Source organism: Pseudomonas sp. RIT-PI-AD (genome assembly GCF_025642785.1).
Classification (GTDB): Bacteria; Pseudomonadota; Gammaproteobacteria; order Pseudomonadales; family Pseudomonadaceae; genus Pseudomonas_T.
In genome coordinates, this window is sequence record NZ_JANZKU010000032.1 from 18,719 (window position 1) to 39,575 (window position 20,857).

General features: G+C 68.5%; 19 protein-coding genes. 5 read left to right on the forward strand and 14 right to left on the reverse strand.

The features are described 5' to 3' along the window. Positions 1 to 170 precede the first annotated feature (170 nt). From OGL92_RS20110 to OGL92_RS20145, 8 genes are all read right to left on the reverse strand, one after another. Positions 171 to 1,067, reverse strand: coding sequence for a M23 family metallopeptidase (locus OGL92_RS20110; RefSeq protein WP_263147144.1), 897 nt, complete (start codon positions 1,065 to 1,067; stop codon positions 171 to 173). A 121-nt stretch (positions 1,068 to 1,188) separates the two neighbouring features. Continuing rightward, on the reverse strand, positions 1,189 to 2,016 hold the full coding sequence (locus OGL92_RS20115; RefSeq protein ID WP_263147146.1) for a M23 family metallopeptidase: 828 nt from the start codon (positions 2,014 to 2,016) through the stop codon (positions 1,189 to 1,191). Between the two features lie 100 nt (positions 2,017 to 2,116). Beyond that, positions 2,117 to 3,010, reverse strand: coding sequence for a response regulator (locus tag OGL92_RS20120; RefSeq protein ID WP_263147147.1), 894 nt, complete (start codon positions 3,008 to 3,010; stop codon positions 2,117 to 2,119). A gap of 113 nt (positions 3,011 to 3,123) precedes the next feature. Further along, complete coding sequence (gene phoU, locus OGL92_RS20125; protein ID WP_263147149.1) at positions 3,124 to 3,852, reverse strand: phosphate signaling complex protein PhoU; 729 nt, start codon at positions 3,850 to 3,852, stop codon at positions 3,124 to 3,126. 113 nt (positions 3,853 to 3,965) lie between these two features. Next, positions 3,966 to 4,799, reverse strand: a complete 834-nt coding sequence (gene pstB, locus OGL92_RS20130; RefSeq protein ID WP_263147151.1) for a phosphate ABC transporter ATP-binding protein PstB — start codon at positions 4,797 to 4,799, stop codon at positions 3,966 to 3,968. A gap of 63 nt (positions 4,800 to 4,862) precedes the next feature. After that, entirely contained in the window at positions 4,863 to 6,533 is a 1,671-nt protein-coding gene (gene pstA / locus OGL92_RS20135) for a phosphate ABC transporter permease PstA (RefSeq protein ID WP_263147153.1), read from the reverse strand. Positions 6,534 to 6,615: 82 nt separating this feature from the next. Continuing rightward, the gene (locus OGL92_RS20140) at positions 6,616 to 8,871 is read right to left on the reverse strand and encodes an ABC transporter permease subunit (protein WP_263147155.1); all 2,256 of its coding nucleotides are present in this window, start codon (positions 8,869 to 8,871) and stop codon (positions 6,616 to 6,618) included. A 135-nt stretch (positions 8,872 to 9,006) separates the two neighbouring features. Continuing rightward, on the reverse strand, positions 9,007 to 9,975 hold the full coding sequence (locus OGL92_RS20145; RefSeq protein WP_263147158.1) for a phosphate ABC transporter substrate-binding protein PstS family protein: 969 nt from the start codon (positions 9,973 to 9,975) through the stop codon (positions 9,007 to 9,009). A 145-nt stretch (positions 9,976 to 10,120) separates the two neighbouring features. Between OGL92_RS20145 and OGL92_RS20150 the strand changes: the two genes are divergently transcribed. Beyond that, positions 10,121 to 11,434 carry a sorbosone dehydrogenase family protein gene (locus tag OGL92_RS20150; protein WP_263147161.1) on the forward strand — a complete coding sequence of 438 codons (1,314 nt, stop codon included), beginning with the start codon at positions 10,121 to 10,123 and terminating at the stop codon, positions 11,432 to 11,434. Between the two features lie 101 nt (positions 11,435 to 11,535). On the opposite strand, the gene OGL92_RS20155 is transcribed toward OGL92_RS20150, so the two are convergent. Beyond that, complete coding sequence (locus tag OGL92_RS20155; RefSeq protein ID WP_263147164.1) at positions 11,536 to 12,819, reverse strand: MFS transporter; 1,284 nt, start codon at positions 12,817 to 12,819, stop codon at positions 11,536 to 11,538. Between the two features lie 421 nt (positions 12,820 to 13,240). On the opposite strand from OGL92_RS20155, the gene OGL92_RS20160 reads away from it, so the two are divergent. The 3 genes from OGL92_RS20160 (at position 13,241) to OGL92_RS20170 (ending at position 15,273) form a co-directional block, all read left to right on the forward strand. Further along, positions 13,241 to 13,642 (forward strand): acyl-CoA thioesterase, encoded by a 402-nt coding sequence (locus OGL92_RS20160; RefSeq protein ID WP_263147166.1) that lies wholly within the window; start codon positions 13,241 to 13,243, stop codon positions 13,640 to 13,642. 147 nt (positions 13,643 to 13,789) lie between these two features. Further along, positions 13,790 to 14,713, forward strand: coding sequence for a D-hexose-6-phosphate mutarotase (locus OGL92_RS20165; protein WP_263147168.1), 924 nt, complete (start codon positions 13,790 to 13,792; stop codon positions 14,711 to 14,713). A 110-nt stretch (positions 14,714 to 14,823) separates the two neighbouring features. Next, positions 14,824 to 15,273 (forward strand): DUF3592 domain-containing protein, encoded by a 450-nt coding sequence (locus OGL92_RS20170; protein ID WP_263147170.1) that lies wholly within the window; start codon positions 14,824 to 14,826, stop codon positions 15,271 to 15,273. A gap of 15 nt (positions 15,274 to 15,288) precedes the next feature. Here the strand turns inward: OGL92_RS20170 and OGL92_RS20175 are convergent, their stop codons facing one another. The 5 genes from OGL92_RS20175 to OGL92_RS20195 form a co-directional block, all read right to left on the reverse strand. Beyond that, complete coding sequence (locus tag OGL92_RS20175; protein ID WP_263147173.1) at positions 15,289 to 15,825, reverse strand: DUF3299 domain-containing protein; 537 nt, start codon at positions 15,823 to 15,825, stop codon at positions 15,289 to 15,291. Between the two features lie 290 nt (positions 15,826 to 16,115). Beyond that, entirely contained in the window at positions 16,116 to 16,361 is a 246-nt protein-coding gene (locus OGL92_RS20180) for a GlsB/YeaQ/YmgE family stress response membrane protein (protein ID WP_263147176.1), read from the reverse strand. A 122-nt stretch (positions 16,362 to 16,483) separates the two neighbouring features. Further along, positions 16,484 to 17,566 (reverse strand): 5-(carboxyamino)imidazole ribonucleotide synthase, encoded by a 1,083-nt coding sequence (locus OGL92_RS20185; RefSeq protein WP_263147179.1) that lies wholly within the window; start codon positions 17,564 to 17,566, stop codon positions 16,484 to 16,486. A 40-nt stretch (positions 17,567 to 17,606) separates the two neighbouring features. Next, positions 17,607 to 18,098 carry a 5-(carboxyamino)imidazole ribonucleotide mutase gene (gene purE / locus OGL92_RS20190; protein WP_263147182.1) on the reverse strand — a complete coding sequence of 164 codons (492 nt, stop codon included), beginning with the start codon at positions 18,096 to 18,098 and terminating at the stop codon, positions 17,607 to 17,609. A gap of 235 nt (positions 18,099 to 18,333) precedes the next feature. After that, entirely contained in the window at positions 18,334 to 19,236 is a 903-nt protein-coding gene (locus tag OGL92_RS20195; protein WP_263147185.1) for a LysR substrate-binding domain-containing protein, read from the reverse strand. A 176-nt stretch (positions 19,237 to 19,412) separates the two neighbouring features. Here OGL92_RS20195 and OGL92_RS20200 point away from each other — a divergent pair, with 176 nt between their 5' ends. Continuing rightward, positions 19,413 to 20,837, forward strand: a complete 1,425-nt coding sequence (locus OGL92_RS20200) for an aspartate ammonia-lyase (protein WP_263147187.1) — start codon at positions 19,413 to 19,415, stop codon at positions 20,835 to 20,837. Positions 20,838 to 20,857: the final 20 nt, after the last annotated feature.

Here is a 20,857-nt window from a genome sequence, read left to right on the forward strand (position 1 = left end):
GAAACGCGTCGACACCCGCCGAGGCTTGGTCGACGCCGCTTCGGGGGCCGTCTCCACCGCGCGTGGCGACGCTTCCCCACCGAGCCTGCCTCGCCCTGCACTCTACGAACGCTCGTGCTACCAGGCCCTGTACGAACAGGGCATGCGCTCGGTGACTGTCCGTACAGCCCCTAGCGTTTGCCCAGGGCGAAGTTCGGCAGGCTGTCCACCGGTTGGGCGAACTGGAAGGGAATCGACTCCAGGGCCAGGCCCACGTTGCGCTGCACCACGAAATGCAGGTGCGGCCCGCTGCTGTTGCCGGTGTTGCCGGAGCGCCCGATAGCGATGCCCGGCTCGATCCGCTCGCCCTCCCGAACGCTCACCGAGCCCTGCATGAGGTGCAGGTAGACGCCCATGGTGCCGTCGTCGTGGAGGATTCGCACGAAGTTGCCGGACGGGTTGTTGCCGCGCCCGCTCTGCTGGTTCTCGATCTTCACCACGGTGCCCGCCCGCGCGGCGACGATGGGCGTGCCCTCGGGCATGGCGATGTCGATGGCGTAGCGGCCTTTCGGGGTGAAATGGCTGTACTGGCCGTTGGCGCCCTGGCTCTGGCGGAAGGGCCCACCGATCCACGGCAACGGGTAGCGGTAGAGCTGCGGTTCCAGCCGGGGATCGCCGAGGGCATAGCGCAAGCGCGGCTTGTAGCGCATCGGCTTGGTCGCATCCAGTGGCGCCAGGGTGGCCAGGCGGATCTGGCTGCGCGGCGCCAGCACCCAATGGATCGGCGTGTCGGGCGCGCCGCTGAGGTTGCCCGTCTGCTCCAGGCTCAATTCCACTTCCACCGGCGCGAACAGGTCGTTGCGCACCAGCAGGGTCTCGCCGCCGGCGTGCTTCTTGGTTTCCAGCTTCACCTGGTTGTCCAGCCGCTCGACCATGCGGTCGCGGAACACGAACACCTGGGCGCCCGCCGCCGCCTTGTCGGTATAGGTCACCACGCCGTTGGCATCGGTGTATTTGTAGATGGTCAGCGCGGAGGCCGGCAGGGTCGCCGCGAGCAGACCGCAGAAGAAAAGAGAGCGCCCTAGCATGGCCGGTCGGAACTTCGGGTTTCGGAATGGGTCCGGGAGGCGCAAGCCTAGCAGCGCATCCGCCACGAGGCGAGACACCGGCCGTCAGCACGGCCGTCCATGCAGCCGGATGAGGCGTGCGTCACTGTTTGCCGAGGGCGAAGTTCGGCAGGCTGCCGACCGGCTCGGCGAACTCGAAGGGCACTGACTCGACGCGGTTGCCGAAATTGCGCTGGATGGCGAAGTGCAGATGCGGGCCGGTGCTGTGCCCGGTGTTGCCGGAACGCGCCAGCGGCGTGCCGCTGTCCACCAGTTGGCCTTCGTGGACCACCACGGAGCCGGGCGACAAATGCAGGTAGACGCTCATGCTGCCGTCCCGGTGAAGGATGCGCACGTGGTTGCCGGAGGGGTCGCCGTCGCGCCCGGCCTGGTCGTTGCGCACGGTCAGCACGCGACCGGCGCGGGCGGCGACGATGGGCGTGCCTTCGGGCATGGAGATGTCCATGGCGTAGCGGCCCTTCGGCGTGTTGTGACTAAAAGCGCCGTTGGGCCCCTGGGTAACGCGGAATGGACCGCCGACCCAGGGCAAGGGGTAGCGATAGGCGCGCGGGTCGGACCCGGGGACTTCGTCCGGCGCCGGTGCGGTGTCGCGCAGGAGTTGTTCGAGGTCGCGCTGCAGCAGGCTGGCCAGGGTCACGCCGCCCGGGCCGCGGGGTTCCACCCGGGGCTCGCGCAGGTCGCGGCCGACGTTGACGCGCTTCTGCTCCAGGTCGATGTCCATGGCGCCGTAGAGGGCGTCGCGTTGCTCGGCGAAACGCGCCGGGCCGCCGGCCGCGGGCGCATGGGCCGGCGCCGCGCCCGGGCGGTTGCCGTAGGTCACCACGCCGTTGGCGTCGACCGACTTGTAGAACCCGGCCAGCGCCGCGGGGGCGACGAGGGCGAGGCAGAGGAGGCTCAGGCGTCCGAGCATGGCGGGCATCGTCAGGGGAAAACGGCGCAAAGCCTACCAGTTGCAAGGCCCGTCGGGGCGCCGGTCGTCGCGGATCGCCTGCGGGCGACCCGGTGGAGCCTCAGGCGCCGGGGCTGAAGTGCTTCTGCGCGGTCCCGCGGGCGATCAGCCGGGAGAGGTAATCGAGCTTCTGCGGATCGCGGTCGACGAAGCGGAACGTCAGTTGCAGCCATTCGCTGTCGGGTTTCGGTTCCAGGGCCGCCAGGGCGTGCAGGTAGCCGTTGAGCCGGGCGACTTCGCCACCCTCGCCCTGCTCCAAGTCGAGCACCGCGCTTTCCAGGACCTGCGGCAGGGGATCGCCGCGACGCACCAGCAGGTGGGCGTCCTTCAGGCTGATGGCCTTGATCACGCAGGCCAGCACGCCGGAAGGCAGGCGCAATTGCGCTTGGCCACGGCCGCTGATCGGCGCGGCCGAGGAAGCCGAGGGTGCCGGCGCCGCCGCTCGGGGCGCCGCCGCGGGCGCGGCCGGCTTGATCACCTCGGCGCGGCCGCCGGTGAGGGCGGCCAGGGAGTCGTTGGCGAAGGCGCCGCTGCTGAGCATCTTCGGCGCGGAGCTGGTCAGCGCGGCGAGCTTGCCGGTGCGGCTGAGGGCTTTCTTCACCTTGGTGGTGAGCTGGTCGTTGGAGAAGGGCTTGCCGATGAAGTCGGACACTCCCGCCTGGATCGCCTGCACGACGTTCTCCTTGTCGCCCCGGCTGGTGACCATGATGAAGGGCACGGTCTTCAGGCTGTCCTGCTGGCGGCACCAGGTGAGTAGCTCCAGGCCGGACATCTCGGGCATTTCCCAGTCGCAGAGGATCAGGTCGACCCCCTGGCGGGTGAGCAACTGCTGGGCCTTGCGGCCGTTGGTGGCCTCTTCGATATGGATGCCGGGAAAATGATCGCGCAACCCTTTCTTCACCAGATCGCGGATAAAGGACGCATCGTCCACCACCAGCACATTGACTTTGCTCATCGACCGCTCCTACGGAAAACGAGCTAAGCATAGTCCGGGCGGGTGAGGCTTGGCTAAGCCAGTTTGTCGGGCGTGTGGGGAAAGTCGCACGCGGACCCCGGCCGAGCCCGCGCTCACTCGAGCGGCGGACCCTGGACTTCCCGTTCCAGACGCGCCAGGCCAAGGTGGCGCACGTCGGTGCCGCGCACCAGATAAATCACCAGGTGGGCGATGTTGCGCGCATGGTCGCCGATCCGCTCCAGGGAGCGCAGCGCCCAGATCACGTTGAGCACCCGCGAGATCGAGCGCGGGTCTTCCATCATGTAGGTCACCAGTTCGCGCAGGGCGGTCTTGTACTCGCGGTCGACGGTCTTGTCGTATTGCACCACCGCCAGCGCCAGGTCGGCGTCGAAGCGGGCGAAGGCGTCGAGGGATTCCTGGACCATCTTGCGCACCTGGTCGCCGATGTGGCGCACCTCGACGTAGCCGCGCGGCGACTCGCCTTCCTCGCAGAGCTGGATGGCCCGGCGGGCGATCTTCGAGGCCTCGTCGCCGATCCGTTCCAGGTCGATCACCGACTTGGAGATGCTGATAATCAGGCGCAGGTCGGAAGCCGCCGGTTGCCGGCGGGCGAGGATGCGCAGGCATTCCTCGTCGATGTTGCGCTCCATCTGGTTGGTCTGCTCGTCGATCTCTCGGACCTGCTGGGCCAGGCCGAAGTCGGCGTCGATCAGGGCGGTGACCGCATCGTTGACCTGTTTCTCGACCAGGCCGCCCATCGCCAGGAGGTGGCTGCGCACATCCTCCAGCTCGGAATTGAACTGCTGGGAGATGTGATGAGTGAGGCTGTCTTTGTCGATCATGTGCGAACCCTTGATTTAACCGGATACCTGTACGGGGTGGGCCTGGCGGGGCGTGCCGGGCGCTGGAGCGGCGGCGGGCTGCGCCGACGCGGCTCCGCGCGCCGACAGGGCCGTCAGCCGTAGCGTCCGGTGATGTAGTCCTCGGTCTGCTTCTTCGCCGGGTTGGTGAACAGCGTATCGGTGTCGCCGTATTCGATCAGCTTGCCCATGTACATGAACGCCGTGTAGTCGGACACCCGCGCGGCCTGTTGCATGTTGTGGGTGACGATGACGATGGTGTATTTGGCCTTGAGCTCGTAGATCAGTTCTTCCACCTTCAGGGTGGAAATCGGGTCCAGGGCCGAGCAGGGCTCGTCCAGCAGCAGCACTTCCGGCTGCACCGCCACGGTGCGGGCGATCACCAGGCGTTGCTGCTGGCCGCCGGAGAGGCCCAGGGCCGACTCGTGTAGGCGGTCTTTCACTTCTTCCCACAGCGCCGCGCTCTTCAACGCCCACTCCACCGACTCGTCGAGCACGCGCTTCTGGTTGATGCCCTGGATGCGCAGCCCGTAGACCACGTTCTCGTAGATGCTCTTGGGAAAAGGGTTGGGCTTCTGGAACACCATGCCGACGCGCCGGCGCAGTTCGGCGACGTCCTCGCCCTTGCGGTAGATGTCGTGGCCGTCGAGGCGGATCTCGCCCTGCACGCGGCACCCGTCCACCAGGTCGTTCATCCGGTTGAAGGTGCGCAGCAGGGTCGACTTGCCGCAACCGGAGGGGCCGATGAACGCGGTGACGCGGCGCTTGGGGATGTTCAGCGCGACGTCGAACAACGCCTGCTTGTCGCCGTAGAACAGGTTCAGCCCGGGCACTTCCAGCGCCACCGTCTCGTCGGCCAGGCGCAGGCTCTGCTTGCCGCGGCCGAGGGCGGCCAGGTCGATGCCGTGGGTAGGGACTTCATGTTGCATGGGGGACTCCTTGGGAAGCTCGGGGCGCGGCACGGGCAGCCGGGGCGCCCTGGGACTGCCGCCTCACTGATCCAACGCCTTGTATTTTTCGCGCAGGTGGTTACGGATGAACACCGCGCTGAGGTTGAGCAATGCGATCACCAGCACCAGCAGCAGCGCGGTGGCGTACACCAGCGGGCGCGCGGCCTCGACGTTGGGGCTCTGGAAGCCGACGTCGTAGATGTGGAAACCCAGGTGCATGATCTTCTGGTCCAGGTGCAGGTAGGGGTAGTTGCCGTCCAGCGGCAGGCTCGGCGCCAGCTTGACCACGCCCACCAGCATCAGCGGCGCGACTTCGCCGGCGGCGCGCGCGACCGCCAGGATCAGCCCGGTCATCATCGCCGGGCTGGCCATCGGCAGGACGATCTTCCACAGGGTTTCCGCCTTGGTCGCGCCGAGCGCCAGGGAGCCCTCGCGCACCGCCCGGGGAATCCGCGCCAGCCCTTCCTCGGTGGCGACGATCACCACCGGCACCGCGAGGATCGCCAGGGTCAACGATGCCCAGAGCAGGCCGGGGGTGCCGAAGGTGGGCGCCGGCGCCGCCTCGGGGAAGAACAGCCGGTCCAGGGAACCGCCCAGCACGTAGACGAAGAAACCCAGGCCGAACACCCCGTAGACGATCGCCGGGACCCCGGCGAGGTTGTTCACCGCGATGCGGATCAGCCGGGTCAGCGGGCCCTGGCGGGCGTACTCGCGGAGGTAGATGGCCGCCAGCACGCCGAAGGGCGTGACGATCACCGCCATGATCAGGGTCATCATCACGGTGCCGAAGATCGCCGGGAAGATCCCGCCCTCGGTGTTCGCCTCGCGCGGTTCGTCGCTGACGAACTCCCACAGCTTGGCGAAGTAGAAGCCGAATTTCTGCAGGCTGGACATGGCGTTCGGGCGGTAGGCGCGGACCACCTTGCCCAGGTGGATTTCCTGTTCGCGCCCGTCCACCGTGCGCACCGTGATGCTGTCGCGCTCGAAGGCCTTGTTCAATGCCAGCAGGCGCCCCTCGAAGGTCTTGTACTGCGCGTCCCACTGCGCGCGCTCGGCCTCCAGGTCGGCCTGGGCGGCGGCGTCCAGCCGGTTCTCCAGCTCCAGCTTGCGGCGTTCCAGGCGCAGGCGCTCGAGGCCATGGTTGATCCGGCCGATGTCCTTCTTCTGCAACTGCGCCAGCTCGCCGTGGAGCACATCGACCCGTTGCAGGCGCTGTTGCAGCGCGTCCCAGGCCGCCTCGCCCTCGGCGACCCGTTGGCCGTCCTGTTTGACGTCGATCAGGTAGCCGTAGAAGTTGCCCCATTCGCGGCGCTCCAGGACCATCAGTTCGGCGGGGCGCCGCGGCGCGCTCAGCCACTCGCCCACCACCCAGCTGAAATCGGCGCCGTAGAGCTCGCGGTTGCCGACCTTGAGCAATTCGCGGGTCATGAACTCGCCACCCTCGACGTTCACCGGCAGGCCGGCGGCGGCCAGGCGCGCGCGCGGCACTTCCTCGGCTTCCACCAGCTCGCCGGCGAGGACCTTGGCCGGCTGTCCGGGGATCTGGTAGTCCGCCTCGAGGATGTCCGCCGGCCAGAAATGCCCGAGGCCGCGCACGGCGATCACCGAGAGCAGGCCGATGGTCATGATCACCGCGATGGACACCGCCCCGGCATTCAGCCAGACCCAGGGGGCGCCGCTGTTGAACCAGCCTTTCAGGGAATCGCGTTTCACTGCTCGCTCACCTTGTTCGATGCCGTGCACAGCGCCGCGCGAGCGCGGCGATTGGTCGGGAAGGCCCGCCTGGGGCCGAGGATCATAGCGACGCATATTTCTTGCGCAGCCGGGTGCGGATCAGCTCTGCCAGGGTGTTCATCACGAAGGTGAAGCTGAGCAGCACCAGCGCGGCGAGGAACAGCACCCGGTAGTGGGTGCTGCCGACTTCCGACTCCGGCATTTCCACCGCGACGTTGGCGGCCAGGGTGCGCAGGCCCTGGAAGATGTTCACGTCCATGATCGGCGTGTTGCCGGTGGCCATCAGCACGATCATGGTCTCGCCCACCGCGCGGCCCATGCCGATCATCAGCGCCGAGAAGATCCCCGGGCTGGCGGTGAGGATCACCACCCGGGTCAGGGTCTGCCAGGGCGTGGCGCCGAGCGCCAGGGAGCCGAAGGTGAGGCTGCGCGGCACGCTGAACACCGCGTCCTCGGCGATGGAGAAGATGTTCGGGATCACCGCGAAGCCCATGGCCAGGCCCACCACCAGGGCGTTGCGCTGGTCGAAGGGGATGCCGCGGTCGTGCAGCCAGACGCGCATGTCGCCGCCGAAGAACCAGTTCTCCAGGTAACCGCTCATGCCCAGCGCCAGGGCGCCGACCAGCAGGATCACCGGGATCAGCAGCGCCGCCTCCCAGCCGTCCGGCACGCGCAGGCGGATGCGTTCCGGCAGGCGGCTCCAGGCGAAGGCGGCGAGCAGGATGCCCAGGGGCATCAGCAGCAGCAGGCTGAAGATCCCCGGCAGGTGGCCTTCCACGTAGGGCGCCAGGAACAGCCCGGCGAAGAAGCCGAGGATCACCGTCGGCAGCGCCTCCATCAGCTCGATGATCGGCTTGACCTTGCGGCGCATGCGCGGGGCCATGAAGTAGGCGGTGTAGATCGCCGCGGCGATCGCCAGCGGGGTCGCCATCAGCATGGCGTAGAAGGCCGCCTTGAGGGTGCCGAAGGTCAGCGGCGAAAGGCTCAGCTTGGGTTCGAAGTCGGTGTTGGCGGAGGTGGACTGCCAGACGTAGCGCGGCTCGTCGTAGCTTTCGTACCAGACCTTGCCCCACAGCGCGCTCCAGGAAATCTCCGGGTGCGGGTTGCGCAGGTTGACCGGCTGGAACTGCCCGGCGCGCTCCAGAAGGATGCGGTTGGCCCGCGGCGACAGGGCGCCGATGCCGGCGCCGTCGAGCACCGACTGGGTCAGCAGGGTGCGGTGCGCGGTGCTGTGGAAGACCCCCAGGGTGCCCTTCTCGTCGAGGGCGAGGAAACCCTTGCGGCGTTCCTCGGGAAGAATCTGGGTGATCGGCGCGTCGCCGAGCTGGAACTCGCGGACGAAGGTCAGCCGGGATTTGCCGTTCTTGTCGCGGACCATGAACCACTGGCGGATGCCGCCGGCGGAGTCGCCGATCATCAGCGAGATGCCGCCCAGCAACGGGCTGGCGGTGGTCACCCGGGCGTCGCCGTCGAGCAGCGCATAGCGGCCGTTGAGGGTCTTCTTGCGCAGGTCGAAGACATCCGCGGTGGCGGCGCCGTTGATCACGTACAGCCAGAGCTGGCGCGGGTCGATGAGGATGGCGCGGATCGGGTCGGCGATCTGCGGCAGGTCCAGGCGGGTTTCCTCCAGGCTGCTCTCGCCGGTGAGGAGGTTCTCCCGCCGCTCGAAGCTCAGGGCGTGCAGCTCGCTGCCGGTGGAGCCGCTGACCAGCAGGCTGGTGCCGTTCAGGCTGGCCGCGACGTGCTCCAGGGGCCGGCCGCGGGGGTCGAGGACCACCGGTGTCTCGCCCAACGGGTATTCGATGTCCGGGGTGATGATCTTGCGGTTGTCCGGGTAGCTCACCTTGTAGTTGACCTGGAAGGCCAGGGCCTTGCCGTCGGACAGGCCGACCAGCGCACGGCGGCTGCCGGGTTCGTCCTCGGCCACCGAGACGATGCTCACGCCTTGCGGGATCGGCAATTGCAGGCGGCTCAGGGCGCGGGCGTCCTTGAGATCGAAGAACTGCAGGTGGCCGAGGCGATCCAGGCGCATCGCCACCTGGTTCTGCTCCTCGATGGCCAGCAGCAGCGGGCGTTCCTCGCTGCCCAGCCAGGCCGGCTGCAACGCCGGGCGCAGGGTCAGCTCGGCACCCTGGAAGATCGGCAGCACCACGTGGGCCAGGTAGAAGAAGATCAGGGTGATGGCGCCCAGCACGGCCAGGCCGCCGATGGACACGTACCAGCGCGCCAGGCGGTCCTTGAAGGCACGGACGCGGCGCTTGCGCTGCAGAGCCGGCGTGTTGAAATCCAGCCGTTGCGTATTCTCAGAAGCGGTCATGGTGTCGGGGCCCGGTCATTCATGCGCACACCCTAGAGGGGTTGTGTGACAGAAAAATTACACTCGAGTGACGTGACGACGCCCACCACTGCGCAGTGGCGGGCGTCTCCGGCTTCCTTGCCGCGATGTCGCGTGTTACAGGCCCAGATCCTTGCGGGCCTTTTCCACTACCTTGCTCGGCAGCGGGATGTAACCGTCCTTGACCACCACTTCCTGGCCCTGCTTGGACAGGACCATCTTGACGAACTGGGCCTCCAGGGGCTCCAGCGGCTTGTTCGGCGCCTTGTTCACGTAGACGTAGAAGAAGCGCGCCAGCGGGTACTTACCGGAGAGCGCGTTGGCCTCGTTGGCTTCCTCGATCTCGCCGCCTTTCTTCGACAGCGGCACCGCACGCACGCTGGCGGTCTTGTAGCCGATGCCCGAATAGCCGATGGCGTTCACCGTGCTGGAGATCGACTGCACCACCGAGGCGGAACCCGGCTGCTCGTTGACGTTGGAACGGAAGTCGCCTTTGCACAGGGCTTCTTCCTTGAAGTAGCCGTAGGTGCCGGAAACCGAGTTGCGCCCGAACAGCTGGATCGGCTTGTTCGCCCACTCGCCGGTGAGGCCGAGGTCGCCCCAGGTGTTCAGCTCCTTCTCGCCACCGCACAGGCGGGTGCTGGAGAAGATCGCGTCGACCTGCGCCAGGTCGAGGCTCTTGATCGGGTTGTCCTTGTGCACGAAGACCGCCAGGGCGTCGATGGCGACCGGCACGGCGGTGGGTTTGTAGCCGTACTTCTCTTCGAAGGCCTGCAGCTCGTTGTCCTTCATGGTGCGGCTCATCGGGCCCAGGTTGGCGGTGCCCTCGGTGAGCGCCGGCGGCGCGGTGGAGGAACCGGCGGCCTGGATCTGGATGTTGACGTTCGGATAGAGCTTCTTGTATTCCTCGGCCCACAGCGTCATCAGGTTGGCCAGGGAGTCGGACCCCACGCTGGACAGGTTGCCGGAGACCCCGGTGGTCTTTTCATAGGTCGGCAGGGCCGGGTCGATGGCGGCAACCGCGTTAACGGCGCTCACGCCAGCAGCGGCGAAGGTGAGGGCCGCCATCAAACGCTTCAATTTCATGCCTTACTCCTAGCGGAAAGGGTGGGATGGAACGGGGGCCAGTATCGACAGGCCCGATGAACACTCTATGACCGCTTTATGACGTTTGGATGAATGGCCAGTACGCGACGCATGGAGCGTCGTGGGCCCGAGAGGAGATCGACCGATGACCATGCTGCGCCCCGCTTCGCTCGCCCTGCTCGCAGCCGCCCTGGCCGGCTGCGGCGAGAACGCCACCCTGACGGTCGCCGCCGGCACCGGTCCGCGCCCGCAGCTGCCGGCGCCCAACGCCACCCTGCTGCCCACCGTGAACATCGCCCCGGCGGTGGGCTGGCCCGCCGGCACCACGCCGCGGGCGGCCGAGGGGCTGAAGGTGAACGCCTTCGCCAGCGGCCTCGACCACCCGCGCTGGCTGCACGTGCTGCCCAACGGCGACGTGCTGGTGGCGGAAAGCAACGCGCCGGAACAGCACGACGGCGGCTTCAGCCTGAAGAAATGGGCCTCCGGGCTGGTGATGAAACGCGCCGGCGCCGGGGTGCCCAGCCCCGACCGTATCACCCTGCTGCGCGATGCCGACGGCGACGGCGTGGCGGAAATCCGCACGGTGTTCCTCCAGGGCCTGCACTCGCCGTTCGGCATGGCGCTGGTCGAGGACCAGTTGTACGTGGCCGACACCGATGCCCTGCTGCGCTTCCCCTACCGCAGCGGCGACACCCGTATCGAAGCCGCCGGCAGCCCGCTTACCGACCTGCCGGCCGGGCCGATCAACCACCACTGGACCAAGAATGTCATCGCCAGCCGCGACGGCCGCCTGCTGTACGTGACCGTCGGTTCCAACAGCAACGTGGCGGAGAACGGCCTGGACCAGGAAGAAGGCCGCGCGGCGATCTGGGAAGTGGACCGCGCCAGCGGGCACAAGCGGCTGTTCGCCAGCGGCCTGCGCAACCCCAACGGCATGGCCTGGGAACCCCGGAGCGGCGCGCTGTGGACGGTGGTCAACGAGCGCGACGAGATCGGCAGCGACTTGGTGCCGGACTACACCACGGCGGTGCGCGACGGCGACTTCTTCGGCTGGCCCTTCAGCTACTACGGCCAGCACCTGGACAGCCGGGTCGAGCCGCAGCGGCCGGACCTGGTGGCCAAGGCGCGGATGCCGGACTATGCCCTCGGCCCGCACACCGCGTCCCTCGGCCTGGCCTTCGCCTCCGGCACCGCGCTGCCCGAACGCTTCCGCGAAGGCCTGTTCGTCGGCCAGCACGGCTCCTGGAACCGCGAGCCCCACAGCGGCTACAAGGTGATCTTCGTGCCCTTCGCCAACGGTCAGCCCAACGGCGAACCGCTCGACGTGCTGACCGGCTTCCTCGACTCGAAGCAACAGGCCATGGGCCGCCCGGTGGGGGTCGCCGAGGACGGCAAGGGCGCGCTGCTGGTCAGCGACGACGTCGGCAACGCCATCTGGCGGGTCACGGCGAAGGACTGAGCGGCGCGACCGCCGCTACCGGTCAGCCGCGCTCGCCGAGCAGGCGTCCAATCCGGCGCGGCTTCGCCCGGGCAGCCTCGGATGAGGGCTTCGCCGTGGGCTCAGCGGCCGCGGCGCAGCAGGTAGACCCCGACCGCCAGGCCCAGCCCGCACAGCGCGATCACGTAGTAGGCCGGGCCCAGCGGGCTGTACTTGAGCAGCAGGGCCACGGCCATCGGGGTCAGCCCACCGAAGATCGCGTAAGACAGGTTGTAGGAGAACGACAGCCCGGAGAAGCGCACCACCGCCGGGAAGGCCTTGACCATCACGTAGGGCACCGCGCCGATCACTCCGACGCAGAGACCGGTCAGGGCGTACAGCGGCATCAGCCACTGCGGGTGCACCCGCAGTTGGGTGTAGAAAGTCCAGGACGTCGCCGCCAGCAGCAGGCTGCCGACGATGAAGGTGCGCCCGGCGCCGAAGCGGTCGGCCAGCGCGCCGGCGAGGATGCAGCCGCCGGTGAGGAAGAGGATCGCCAGGCTGTTGGCGCGCAGGGCGGTCGCCGCGTCGAAGCCGTAGGCGCTCTGCAGGACGTTGGGGGTCATCAGGATCACCACGACGATGCCGGCCGACAGCACCCAGGTCAGCAGCATGGACAGCACCACCGCCTCGCGGTGATCGCGGACCACCGTCTTCAGCGGGATTTCCTCCGCCAGCGCCTTGCGCATCTGCAGTTCGGCGAATACCGGCGTCTCGTGCAGCCAGCGCCGCAGGTACACGGAGAACAAGCCGAACACCCCGCCGACGATGAAGGGAATCCGCCAGGCATAGGCCTGCACTTCCGCGGCGTCGTAGAGGCTGTTGATCAGGGTGGCCATCAGCGAGCCGAGCAGGATGCCGAAGGTCAGCCCGCTGGTGAGAGTGCCGCAGGCGTAGCCGATATGCCGGGGCGGCACGTGCTCGGCCACGAACACCCAGGCGCCAGGTACTTCGCCGCCGATGGCGGCGCCCTGGATCACCCGCAGCAGCAACAGCGCCAGGGGCGCGAGGATGCCGATCTGCGCGTAGGTCGGCAGCAGGCCCATCAGCAGGGTCGGCACCGCCATCAGGAAGATGCTCAGGGTGAACATGCGCTTGCGCCCGAGCAGGTCGCCGAAGTGCGCCATCACGATGCCGCCCAGCGGCCGGGCCAGGTAGCCGGCGGCGAAGATCCCGAAGGTCTGGAACAACCGCAGCCATTCCGGCATGTCGGCGGGGAAGAAGAGCTTGCCGACCACGGTGGCGAAGAACACGAAGATGATGAAATCGTAGAATTCCAGCGCGCCCCCCAGGGCGGACAAGGAAAGGGTCTTGTAGTCGCTGCGGGTGAGCGCGCGCGGCGCGGAACTGTCGGGCACGGAGGACATGGCGTTAGGCTTCTCATTGGAAAGTAGGACGTCGCTGGCGCGACGCTGCCGCACGATAGCAAATTGATTCGGGCAGACCCAGCGCCACCCCGCCTCCGGGAAAAGCCGCCGCGGCGGTCGTCGGCGGCCGGCACGCCCGATATACTGCGCCTCGACGCGACCCTCTGCGACGGGCCTGTCCCGGGCCGTCCGGGCGAAAAAGCACGCCGCGCGCCGTGGAAACTGCGATAGTGCGTCGACGAGCGATCCTGGTGGTGGGCGGTCCGGCCGCGAATCCGCTTTTTCGCCCACGGGATTCGCCCGCCGCGCACCGACGCCGGCGCCGCGCACATCCCGTCGCGTCAGCTGTGACAGGCAAGCCCCGAGCACCTTCGCCGGCGGCGCCGAACATGAGAAATCGCGGGGTAGAGGCACCCCAGGCATGATCGAACTCGAACAAGAAGATCCCATTCCCCAGGGCGACCTGGCTTTGCAGATCACCGCGCTTCCGCGGGAAACCAATGGCTTCGGCGACATCTTCGGCGGCTGGCTGGTGGCGCAGATGGACCTCGCCGGCACCGCCATGGCCAGCAAGGTCGCCGGCGGCCGGGTAGCCACGGTGGCCATCGACCGCATGGCCTTCCTGGTCCCGGTGGCGGTGGGCGCGCAATTGTCGTTCTACACCCAGACCCTGGAGATCGGCCGCAGCTCGATCCAGATGCTGGTGGAAGTCTGGAGCGACGACCCGCTTTCCAGCGAATGGCGCAAGGTCACCGAGGCGGTGTTCGTCTTCGTCGCCATCGACGGCAGCGGGCGCACCCGGCCGGTCCCGCCGCGCCGCTGAGGCCGGGGCGCCCCGCTCGACCTCGGCAGAGGCGCGCCGAGGCGACTCGCGACGACGCGCCTCCCGCCGCATGCCTTCGTCGGCCGGGAACCCCGGCCGCCGCGCGATGCCCCACGCATGACCATGACACGCCAGACAGGAGTCCCCATGCAGCAGCCCCCGCACGCCCCTTCCCCGTCGGTCGAGCGCCTCGACCTGGACGAGCTGACCTGCTGGCGCCTGCGCCACGGCGGCACCGAGCTGCTGGTGACGCAACAGGGCGCGCAGGTCCTGCGCTACGGCCGCGACGGCGAAGCGCCGTTGATCTGGCTGAGCGAGCAGGCGGCCTACCGCCGCGGCCAGTCGGTGCGCGGCGGGGTGCCGGTGTGCTGGCCCTGGTTCGGCGACCTGCGACGCAATCCGCCGGCGGTCCAGGCACATTACCAGGGCGACGAGGCGGCCCCCGCCCACGGCCTGGTACGCGGCATCGACTGGCGCCTGCACGGCGTGGAACACAGCGCCGAGGCGGTGCAGCTCGCCTTCGTCCTCGACAGCCGCGAGCATCCCCTGCCGAACTGGCCGGAGGCCTGCGAACTGACCCTGCGCATCCGCCTCGACGAGCGCCTGCACCTGAGCCTGGAAAGCCACAACCTGGGCGAGCGGCCGATTACCCTGAGCCAGGCGCTGCACACCTATTTCGCCGTGGGCGACGTGACCCGGACGCGGGTGGAGGGCCTGGAGAACGCGCCTTACCTCGACACCCTGAAAGACTGGCAGCGCTGCCGCCAGGACGACGCGCCCGGCTTCGACGGCGAGACCGACCGCATCTACCTGGAGGTGCCGCCGCGCCTGAGCATCCTCGACGAGGCCTGGCAGCGCCGCATCCACCTGGAAAGCCACGCGTCGCATTCGGCGATCCTCTGGAACCCCTGGATCGACAAGGCCAAACGCCTCAGCCAATTCGCCGACGACGCCTGGCGCGGCATGCTGTGCATCGAGACCGCGCGGGTGATGGACGACGTCCTGGTGCTCCAACCCGGCGAACGCCACGCCATGGGCGTCACGCTCTGGAGCGAGGCGCTGCCGGGCTGAGCCGCGATCCACTGGGCGGACCGAAACCAGGAACGCCGCGCCGCCAGCCCGGAAATCCAACCCGCTTCAAGCCCGCCCCGCCGGGCTCGTCACGTCATCGGAAACCAACCATGTCCAAGTCCTCGCGAGACCGGCCCGAACCCCAGGAAACCCTGCAAGGGATGCTGTGCAGCCTGGCCGGCCTGGTTTTCCTGGTCATCGCCGGGTTCTGCTACGCCAGCCACGTGGCCTTTCTCGAGCGCGCCGAGCGCGCGGAGGGCGTGGTGGTGAAGCTCAATGCGGGCGCCGCGCACCCGGAGATCGAGTTCACCAGCCGAGCGGGGGCGCGGGTGTCCTACCCCCAAGGCGGATTCCACGGGTCTTATGAGGTCGGCGAGCGCGTCCACGACCTCTATGACCCGGCCTCGCCGGGCAACACCGCGACCACCGATTATTTCGGCGCCCAATGGAGCGGGGTGATCATCACCCTGGCCCTGGCAACGGGGTTCCTCGCCCAGGGCCTCTATAAGATCTACTGGGTGCGCGCCGCGCGCCGGCGTGGGCCCGCCCCGGCCCGGTAGCGCCTGGGTCGGCCCCTACTGCATGTCGCTGTCTTCGACCAGGCGCACCTGCGTGGCGTCGAGGGCGTAGGCGGCATCCGCCAGGTCGTTGCTGACCTTCTCGACCTTCAGCGTGCCGCTCACCCACAGCGGTTCGTAGATATCGTCCAGGCGAACGCCCTTGGGGTAGCGCACCAGCACGATCTGGTTCGGCGGCGGCGGCGGGACATGGATGCAGGCGCCCGGATAGGGCACCAGGAAAAACAGCGTGTTGCGGCCCTTGCCGTCGGTTTCCAGGGGCACCGGGTAGCCGCCCAGCCGCAGCGACTTGCCGTTCAGGGCCGCCACGGTGCGCGCCGAATACATCACCGGCGGCAGGTCCTGGCCTTGCTTCAACCCCCCCTTGCGGGTGAAGTCGCCATCGGCCTCGGGGGTGTCGTGAAGGATTTCCGGCATGTCCTCGAGCGCCTTGCGGTCCTCCGCCGGCAGCAGGTCGAGCCAGTCGGTTTCCGGGGGTTCGGCGTGGGCCAGGGGCAGGCACAGCAGAAGGGACAAGAGCAGCAGGCGGCGCATGGCGGAACTCGGCGGAGACGTGGCGCGAAAGGCTACCCCGGCGCGCACGGGCTGCCTAGGGTCGTATGAGCACTCCGAGCCTGTTTCTAGCGCGGCATCACCGAGCGGGTGCACCTTCGTACGGAGCCAAGCTTCGCAGGAAAAACGATCGGGCGAAGGCGGATGAGAGAACGTCGATGCGGCTCCGACCAAGCCTCACCGCTGCGCAGGCATGTGCCGGACAGCGGCTTCGGGCGGATCCAGACGGGGCGCCGATCCGGGACGCGGGGTCCCGGACGGCCCGGCCGGAATCACTTCTTGCTGATCAAGCCGTAGATCACCAGCAGGACGATGGCACCGACCACCGCGCCGATGAAGCCCGCGGTTTCGCCCGCCTGGTAGATGCCCAGGGCCTGGCCGCCGTAGGTGGCGGCGAGGGAACCGCCGATGCCGAGCAGAATGGTCATGATCCAGCCCATGCTGTCGTTGCCGGGCTTGAGGAAACGTGCGACGAGACCGACGATCAGGCCGATTAAGATGGTACCGATGATGCCCATGCTGATACTCCTTTGCTCACGAGGGACGCGGCGAGCGCCGCGTGGAAAATCGGACAGCGGGAGCCGGCGGACAGTTCGTCCCATCGACGCCGCGGGGGCCGAAGGCCCCGCGGCACGACGGGTCAGCCCTCGATCAGCGCGGTCACCGCGGCGATACGCCGGTCGAGGGTGGCGCGGTCCTCGCAGCGCAGGGTGGCGTGGCCGACCTTGCGACCGGCCTTGAAGGCCTTGCCGTAGTGGTGCAGATGGCAGTCTTCCAGGGCGACCACCTGGGCCACCGGCGGCACTTCGCCGATGAAGTTGAGCATGGCGCTCTCGCCGCGCTTGGCGGTGGAGCCCAGCGGCAGGCCGGCGACCGCGCGCAGGTGGTTCTCGAACTGGCTGCAGGCGGCGCCCTCGATGGTCCAGTGCCCGGAATTGTGCACCCGCGGCGCGATCTCGTTGGCCTTCAGGCCGCCGTCCACCTCGAAGAATTCGAAGGCCAGCACGCCGACGTAGGCCAGCTTGCTCAACACCCGGCCGGCATAGTCTTCCGCCAGGGCTTGCAGGGGATGGTCGGTGCTGGCGACGGACAGCCGCAGGATGCCGTCGGTGTGGCGGTTGTGCACCAACGGGTAGAAGCGCGTTTCGCCGTCGCGGGCGCGCACGGCGATCAGCGAGACCTCGCCGGTGAAGGGCACGAAGCCTTCGAGGATGCAGGGCACGCTGCCCAGTTCGGCGAAGGCATCGGCGACATCGGCCGCGTCGCGCAGGACCTTCTGGCCCTTGCCGTCGTAGCCCAGGGTGCGGGTCTTCAGCACCGCCGGCAGGCCGATGGCCTGCGCCGCGGCGTCGAGATCGGGTTGCGAGTGGATGTCCGCGAAGGCCGGCGTGGGGATGCCGAGGTCCTTGAACATCGACTTCTCGAACCAGCGGTCGCGGGCGATGCGCAGCGCCTCGGCGGTGGGGTAGACCGGGACGAAGCGGGACAGGAACGCCACGGTCTCGGCCGGCACGCTCTCGAACTCGAAGGTCACCAGGTCGACTTCGTCGGCCAGTTGCCGCAGGTGGTCCTGATCGCCGTAGTCGGCGCGGATGTGTTCGCCGAGGGCGGCGGCGCAGGCGTCGGGCGCCGGGTCGAGAAAGGCGAAGTCCATGCCCAGCGGCGTACCCGCCAGTGCCAGCATGCGGCCCAGTTGGCCGCCTCCGATTACGCCGATTTTCATGTCCTGCCCCTTACTCTGGTTGTTCGTCTGCGCCCCGCCCTCAGGCGTCGCGCGGGTCCGGCTGGTCCAGCACGCTACGGGTCTGTTCGTCGCGGAACGCCTTGAGGGCGACGTGGAACTGCGGGTGGCCATGGCCGAGGATGCTCGCCGCCAGCAATGCCGCGTTGACCGCGCCGGCCTTGCCGATGGCCAGGGTGGCGACCGGCACGCCGGCCGGCATCTGCACGATCGACAGCAGGGAATCGACGCCGGAGAGCATCGACGACTGCACCGGCACGCCGAGCACCGGCAGGTGGGTCTTGGCCGCGCACATGCCCGGCAGGTGCGCGGCGCCGCCGGCGCCGGCGATGATCACCTGGATGCCCCGGGCCTCGGCCTGTTCCGCGTACTGGAAGAGCAGGTCCGGGGTCCGGTGCGCGGACACCACCTTCACTTCGTAGGGAATGCCCAGCTTGTCCAGCATCTCGGCGGTGTGGCTGAGGGTGCTCCAATCGGACTTGGAGCCCATGATCAGGCCTACCAGTGCGCTCATCGTCGTGCCTCTTCGTTGTGCGCCGGAGGGCGCGACAAAAACCAACAAGCCACGCGGCGGGGGCGTGGCTTGGCATGTACGGGCAAACCGACGGCGACGCCGGTTTTTGAGGCGGCGCAGTATAGCCTAAAGCCATGCCCGGGGCGCATCCGCCGCGACCGCCTGTCCCCGCGCCGCGCGCGGCCAGCGGCGCACCGGGTGATGCGCCCGCCCCACCGCTGCGCGACGCCCCCGGCTACATGCCGAGGCCGCTTTCCAGCTTGCGCCAGAGCAGGCGCACCGCCGCCTTGCGCACCAGGGCGCAGCGGTACAGGCGGATCTCCAGCGGCACCTGCCATTGCTCGCCACCGCAGATCGCCAATTCGCCCCGCGCCAGTTCGGCGGTGATGCTCAGGCGCGGCACCCAGGCCACGCCGAGCCCTTGCAGGGCCATGCTCTTCAGGCTGTCGGCCATCGCCGTCTCGTAGACCGTGGTGGAGCGCAGCGCGCGCTGGCGCAGCAGCAGGTTGACCGAGCGCCCGAGGAAGGCCCCGGCGCTGTAGGCCAGCAGCGGCACGCTCTGCCCGCTTTCCAGGTCGAACAGCGGTCGGCCCGCGGCGTCCACCGCGCAGACCGGCAGCATCTCGGTGCCGCCCAGGGGCATCGAGGGGAACAGTTCCGGGTCCATTTGCAGGGCCGCGTCGGGGTCGTAGAACGCCAGGATCAGGTCGCAGCCGCCCTCGCGCAGCGCGTGCACCGCCTCGCCCACGTTGGCCGCCACCAGCCGGCTGGCGAAGCCCAGCCCATCGGCGCGCAGGCGGGCGATCCATTGCGGGAAGAAGCCCAGGGCCAGCGAATGCGCCGCGGCGAATTGCAACACTTCGCCCTGCTGGCCCTCCAGGTGATGCAGGTGGCGCACCACTTCGCCGAGCTGCTCCACCAGGCTGCGCGCGGTGATCAGGAACAATTGCCCGGCCTCGGTCAGCTCGATCGGCGTGCGCGCACGGTTGACCAGGGTCAGGCCGAGGGTGGCCTCCAGGCTGCGGATGCGCCGGCTGAACGCCGGCTGGGTGACGAAGCGCCGCGTGGCGGCCTGGGAAAAGCTGCGGGTGACGGCCAGGGCGACGAAGTCTTCCAGCCATTTGGTTTCCAGGTTCATCGGCGCTCCCCGGGCGGCGGTGGTAGGGCACACGCGCGGCGAGGGGCCGGCGTCACAGCGACAGTATGCCGATTATGCATACCCCAGCGTTTAACAGCATTGGTCTGCGATCGGCCCGGAGCCCTATCCTACGGCCCTATCGCGGCTCAGCCGTATTGCCCGAGATACCCGCCATCATGTCCTCCGCTGCATCCTTCCGCCTCGAAAAAGACCTGCTCGGTACCCTCGAAGTCCCCGCCGACGCCTATTACGGCATCCAGACCCTGCGCGCGGTGAACAACTTCCGCCTGTCCGGGGTGACGCTGTCGCACTACCCGAAACTGGTGGTCGCCCTGGCCATGGTCAAGCAGGCCGCGGCCGACGCCAACCGCCAGCTCGGCCACCTCGGCGAGGCCAAGCACGCGGCGATCAGCGAAGCCTGCGCGCGGCTGATCCGCGGCGACTTCCACGAGCAGTTCGTGGTGGACATGATCCAGGGCGGCGCCGGCACCTCGACCAACATGAACGCCAATGAGGTGATCGCCAACATCGGCCTGGAAGCCATGGGCCGCGCCAAGGGCGAATACCAGTACCTGCACCCGAACAACGACGTGAACATGGCGCAGTCGACCAACGACGCCTACCCCACCGCCATCCGCCTGGGCCTGTTGCTCGGCCACGACGCGCTGCTCGCCAGCCTCGACAGCCTGATCCAGGCCCTGGCCGCCAAGGGCGTGGAGTTCGGCCAGGTGCTGAAGATGGGCCGCACCCAGTTGCAGGACGCGGTGCCCATGACCCTGGGCCAGGAGTTCCACGCCTTCGCCACCACCCTCGGCGAAGACCTCGACCGCCTCAAGCGCCTGGCGCCGGAGCTGCTCACCGAGGTCAACCTGGGCGGCACCGCCATCGGCACCGGGATCAACGCCGACCCCGGCTACCAGAAGCTCGCGGTGGAGCGCCTCGCGGCGATCAGCGGGCAGCCGCTGCAACCGGCCGCCGACCTGATCGAAGCCACCTCCGACATGGGCGCCTTCGTGCTGTTCTCCGGGATGCTCAAGCGCACCGCGGTGAAGCTGTCGAAGATCTGCAACGACCTGCGCCTGCTCTCCAGCGGCCCGCGCACCGGGATCAACGAGATCAACCTGCCGGCGCGCCAGCCAGGCAGCTCGATCATGCCGGGCAAGGTCAACCCGGTGATCCCCGAGGCGGTCAACCAGGTGGCCTTCGAGGTGATCGGCAACGACCTGGCGCTGACCCTGGCCGCCGAAGGCGGGCAACTGCAGCTGAACGTCATGGAACCGCTGATCGCCTACAAGATCTTCGATTCGATCCGCCTGTTGCAGCGGGCCATGGACATGCTGCGCGAGCACTGCATCGTCGGCATCACCGCCAACGAAGCGCGTTGCCGCGAACTGGTGGAACACTCCATCGGCCTGGTCACCGCGCTCAACCCCTACATCGGCTACGAGAACAGCACCCGCATCGCCCGCGAAGCGCTGATTTCCGGCCGCGGCGTGCTGGAACTGGTGCGCGAGGAAGGCCTGCTGGACGAGGCCACCCTGGCCGACATCCTGCGCCCGGAGAACATGATCGCCCCGCGGCTGCTGCCCCACAGCGCCTGATCACCAGGCGGCGCGCCCCG

Bases quoted from the DNA above. Each gene is read 5' to 3' on its own strand.
- OGL92_RS20155 (WP_263147164.1), bottom strand. From the start codon at position 12,819: ATGTCCTCCGTGCCCGACAGTTCCGCGCCGCGCGCGCTCACCCGCAGC.
- OGL92_RS20175 (WP_263147173.1), bottom strand. From the start codon at position 15,825: ATGCGCCGCCTGCTGCTCTTGTCCCTTCTGCTGTGCCTGCCCCTGGCC.
- OGL92_RS20165 (WP_263147168.1), top strand. From the start codon at position 13,790: ATGCAGCAGCCCCCGCACGCCCCTTCCCCGTCGGTCGAGCGCCTCGAC.
- OGL92_RS20140 (WP_263147155.1), bottom strand. From the start codon at position 8,871: ATGACCGCTTCTGAGAATACGCAACGGCTGGATTTCAACACGCCGGCT.
- OGL92_RS20195 (WP_263147185.1), bottom strand. From the start codon at position 19,236: ATGAACCTGGAAACCAAATGGCTGGAAGACTTCGTCGCCCTGGCCGTC.
- OGL92_RS20115 (WP_263147146.1), bottom strand. From the start codon at position 2,016: ATGCTCGGACGCCTGAGCCTCCTCTGCCTCGCCCTCGTCGCCCCCGCG.
- OGL92_RS20185 (WP_263147179.1), bottom strand. From the start codon at position 17,566: ATGAAAATCGGCGTAATCGGAGGCGGCCAACTGGGCCGCATGCTGGCA.
- pstB (WP_263147151.1), bottom strand. From the start codon at position 4,799: ATGCAACATGAAGTCCCTACCCACGGCATCGACCTGGCCGCCCTCGGC.
- OGL92_RS20145 (WP_263147158.1), bottom strand. From the start codon at position 9,975: ATGAAATTGAAGCGTTTGATGGCGGCCCTCACCTTCGCCGCTGCTGGC.
- OGL92_RS20170 (WP_263147170.1), top strand. From the start codon at position 14,824: ATGTCCAAGTCCTCGCGAGACCGGCCCGAACCCCAGGAAACCCTGCAA.
- OGL92_RS20120 (WP_263147147.1), bottom strand. From the start codon at position 3,010: ATGAGCAAAGTCAATGTGCTGGTGGTGGACGATGCGTCCTTTATCCGC.
- OGL92_RS20150 (WP_263147161.1), top strand. From the start codon at position 10,121: ATGACCATGCTGCGCCCCGCTTCGCTCGCCCTGCTCGCAGCCGCCCTG.
- purE (WP_263147182.1), bottom strand. From the start codon at position 18,098: ATGAGCGCACTGGTAGGCCTGATCATGGGCTCCAAGTCCGATTGGAGC.
- OGL92_RS20180 (WP_263147176.1), bottom strand. From the start codon at position 16,361: ATGGGCATCATCGGTACCATCTTAATCGGCCTGATCGTCGGTCTCGTC.
- OGL92_RS20160 (WP_263147166.1), top strand. From the start codon at position 13,241: ATGATCGAACTCGAACAAGAAGATCCCATTCCCCAGGGCGACCTGGCT.
- phoU (WP_263147149.1), bottom strand. From the start codon at position 3,852: ATGATCGACAAAGACAGCCTCACTCATCACATCTCCCAGCAGTTCAAT.
- OGL92_RS20110 (WP_263147144.1), bottom strand. From the start codon at position 1,067: ATGCTAGGGCGCTCTCTTTTCTTCTGCGGTCTGCTCGCGGCGACCCTG.
- OGL92_RS20200 (WP_263147187.1), top strand. From the start codon at position 19,413: ATGTCCTCCGCTGCATCCTTCCGCCTCGAAAAAGACCTGCTCGGTACC.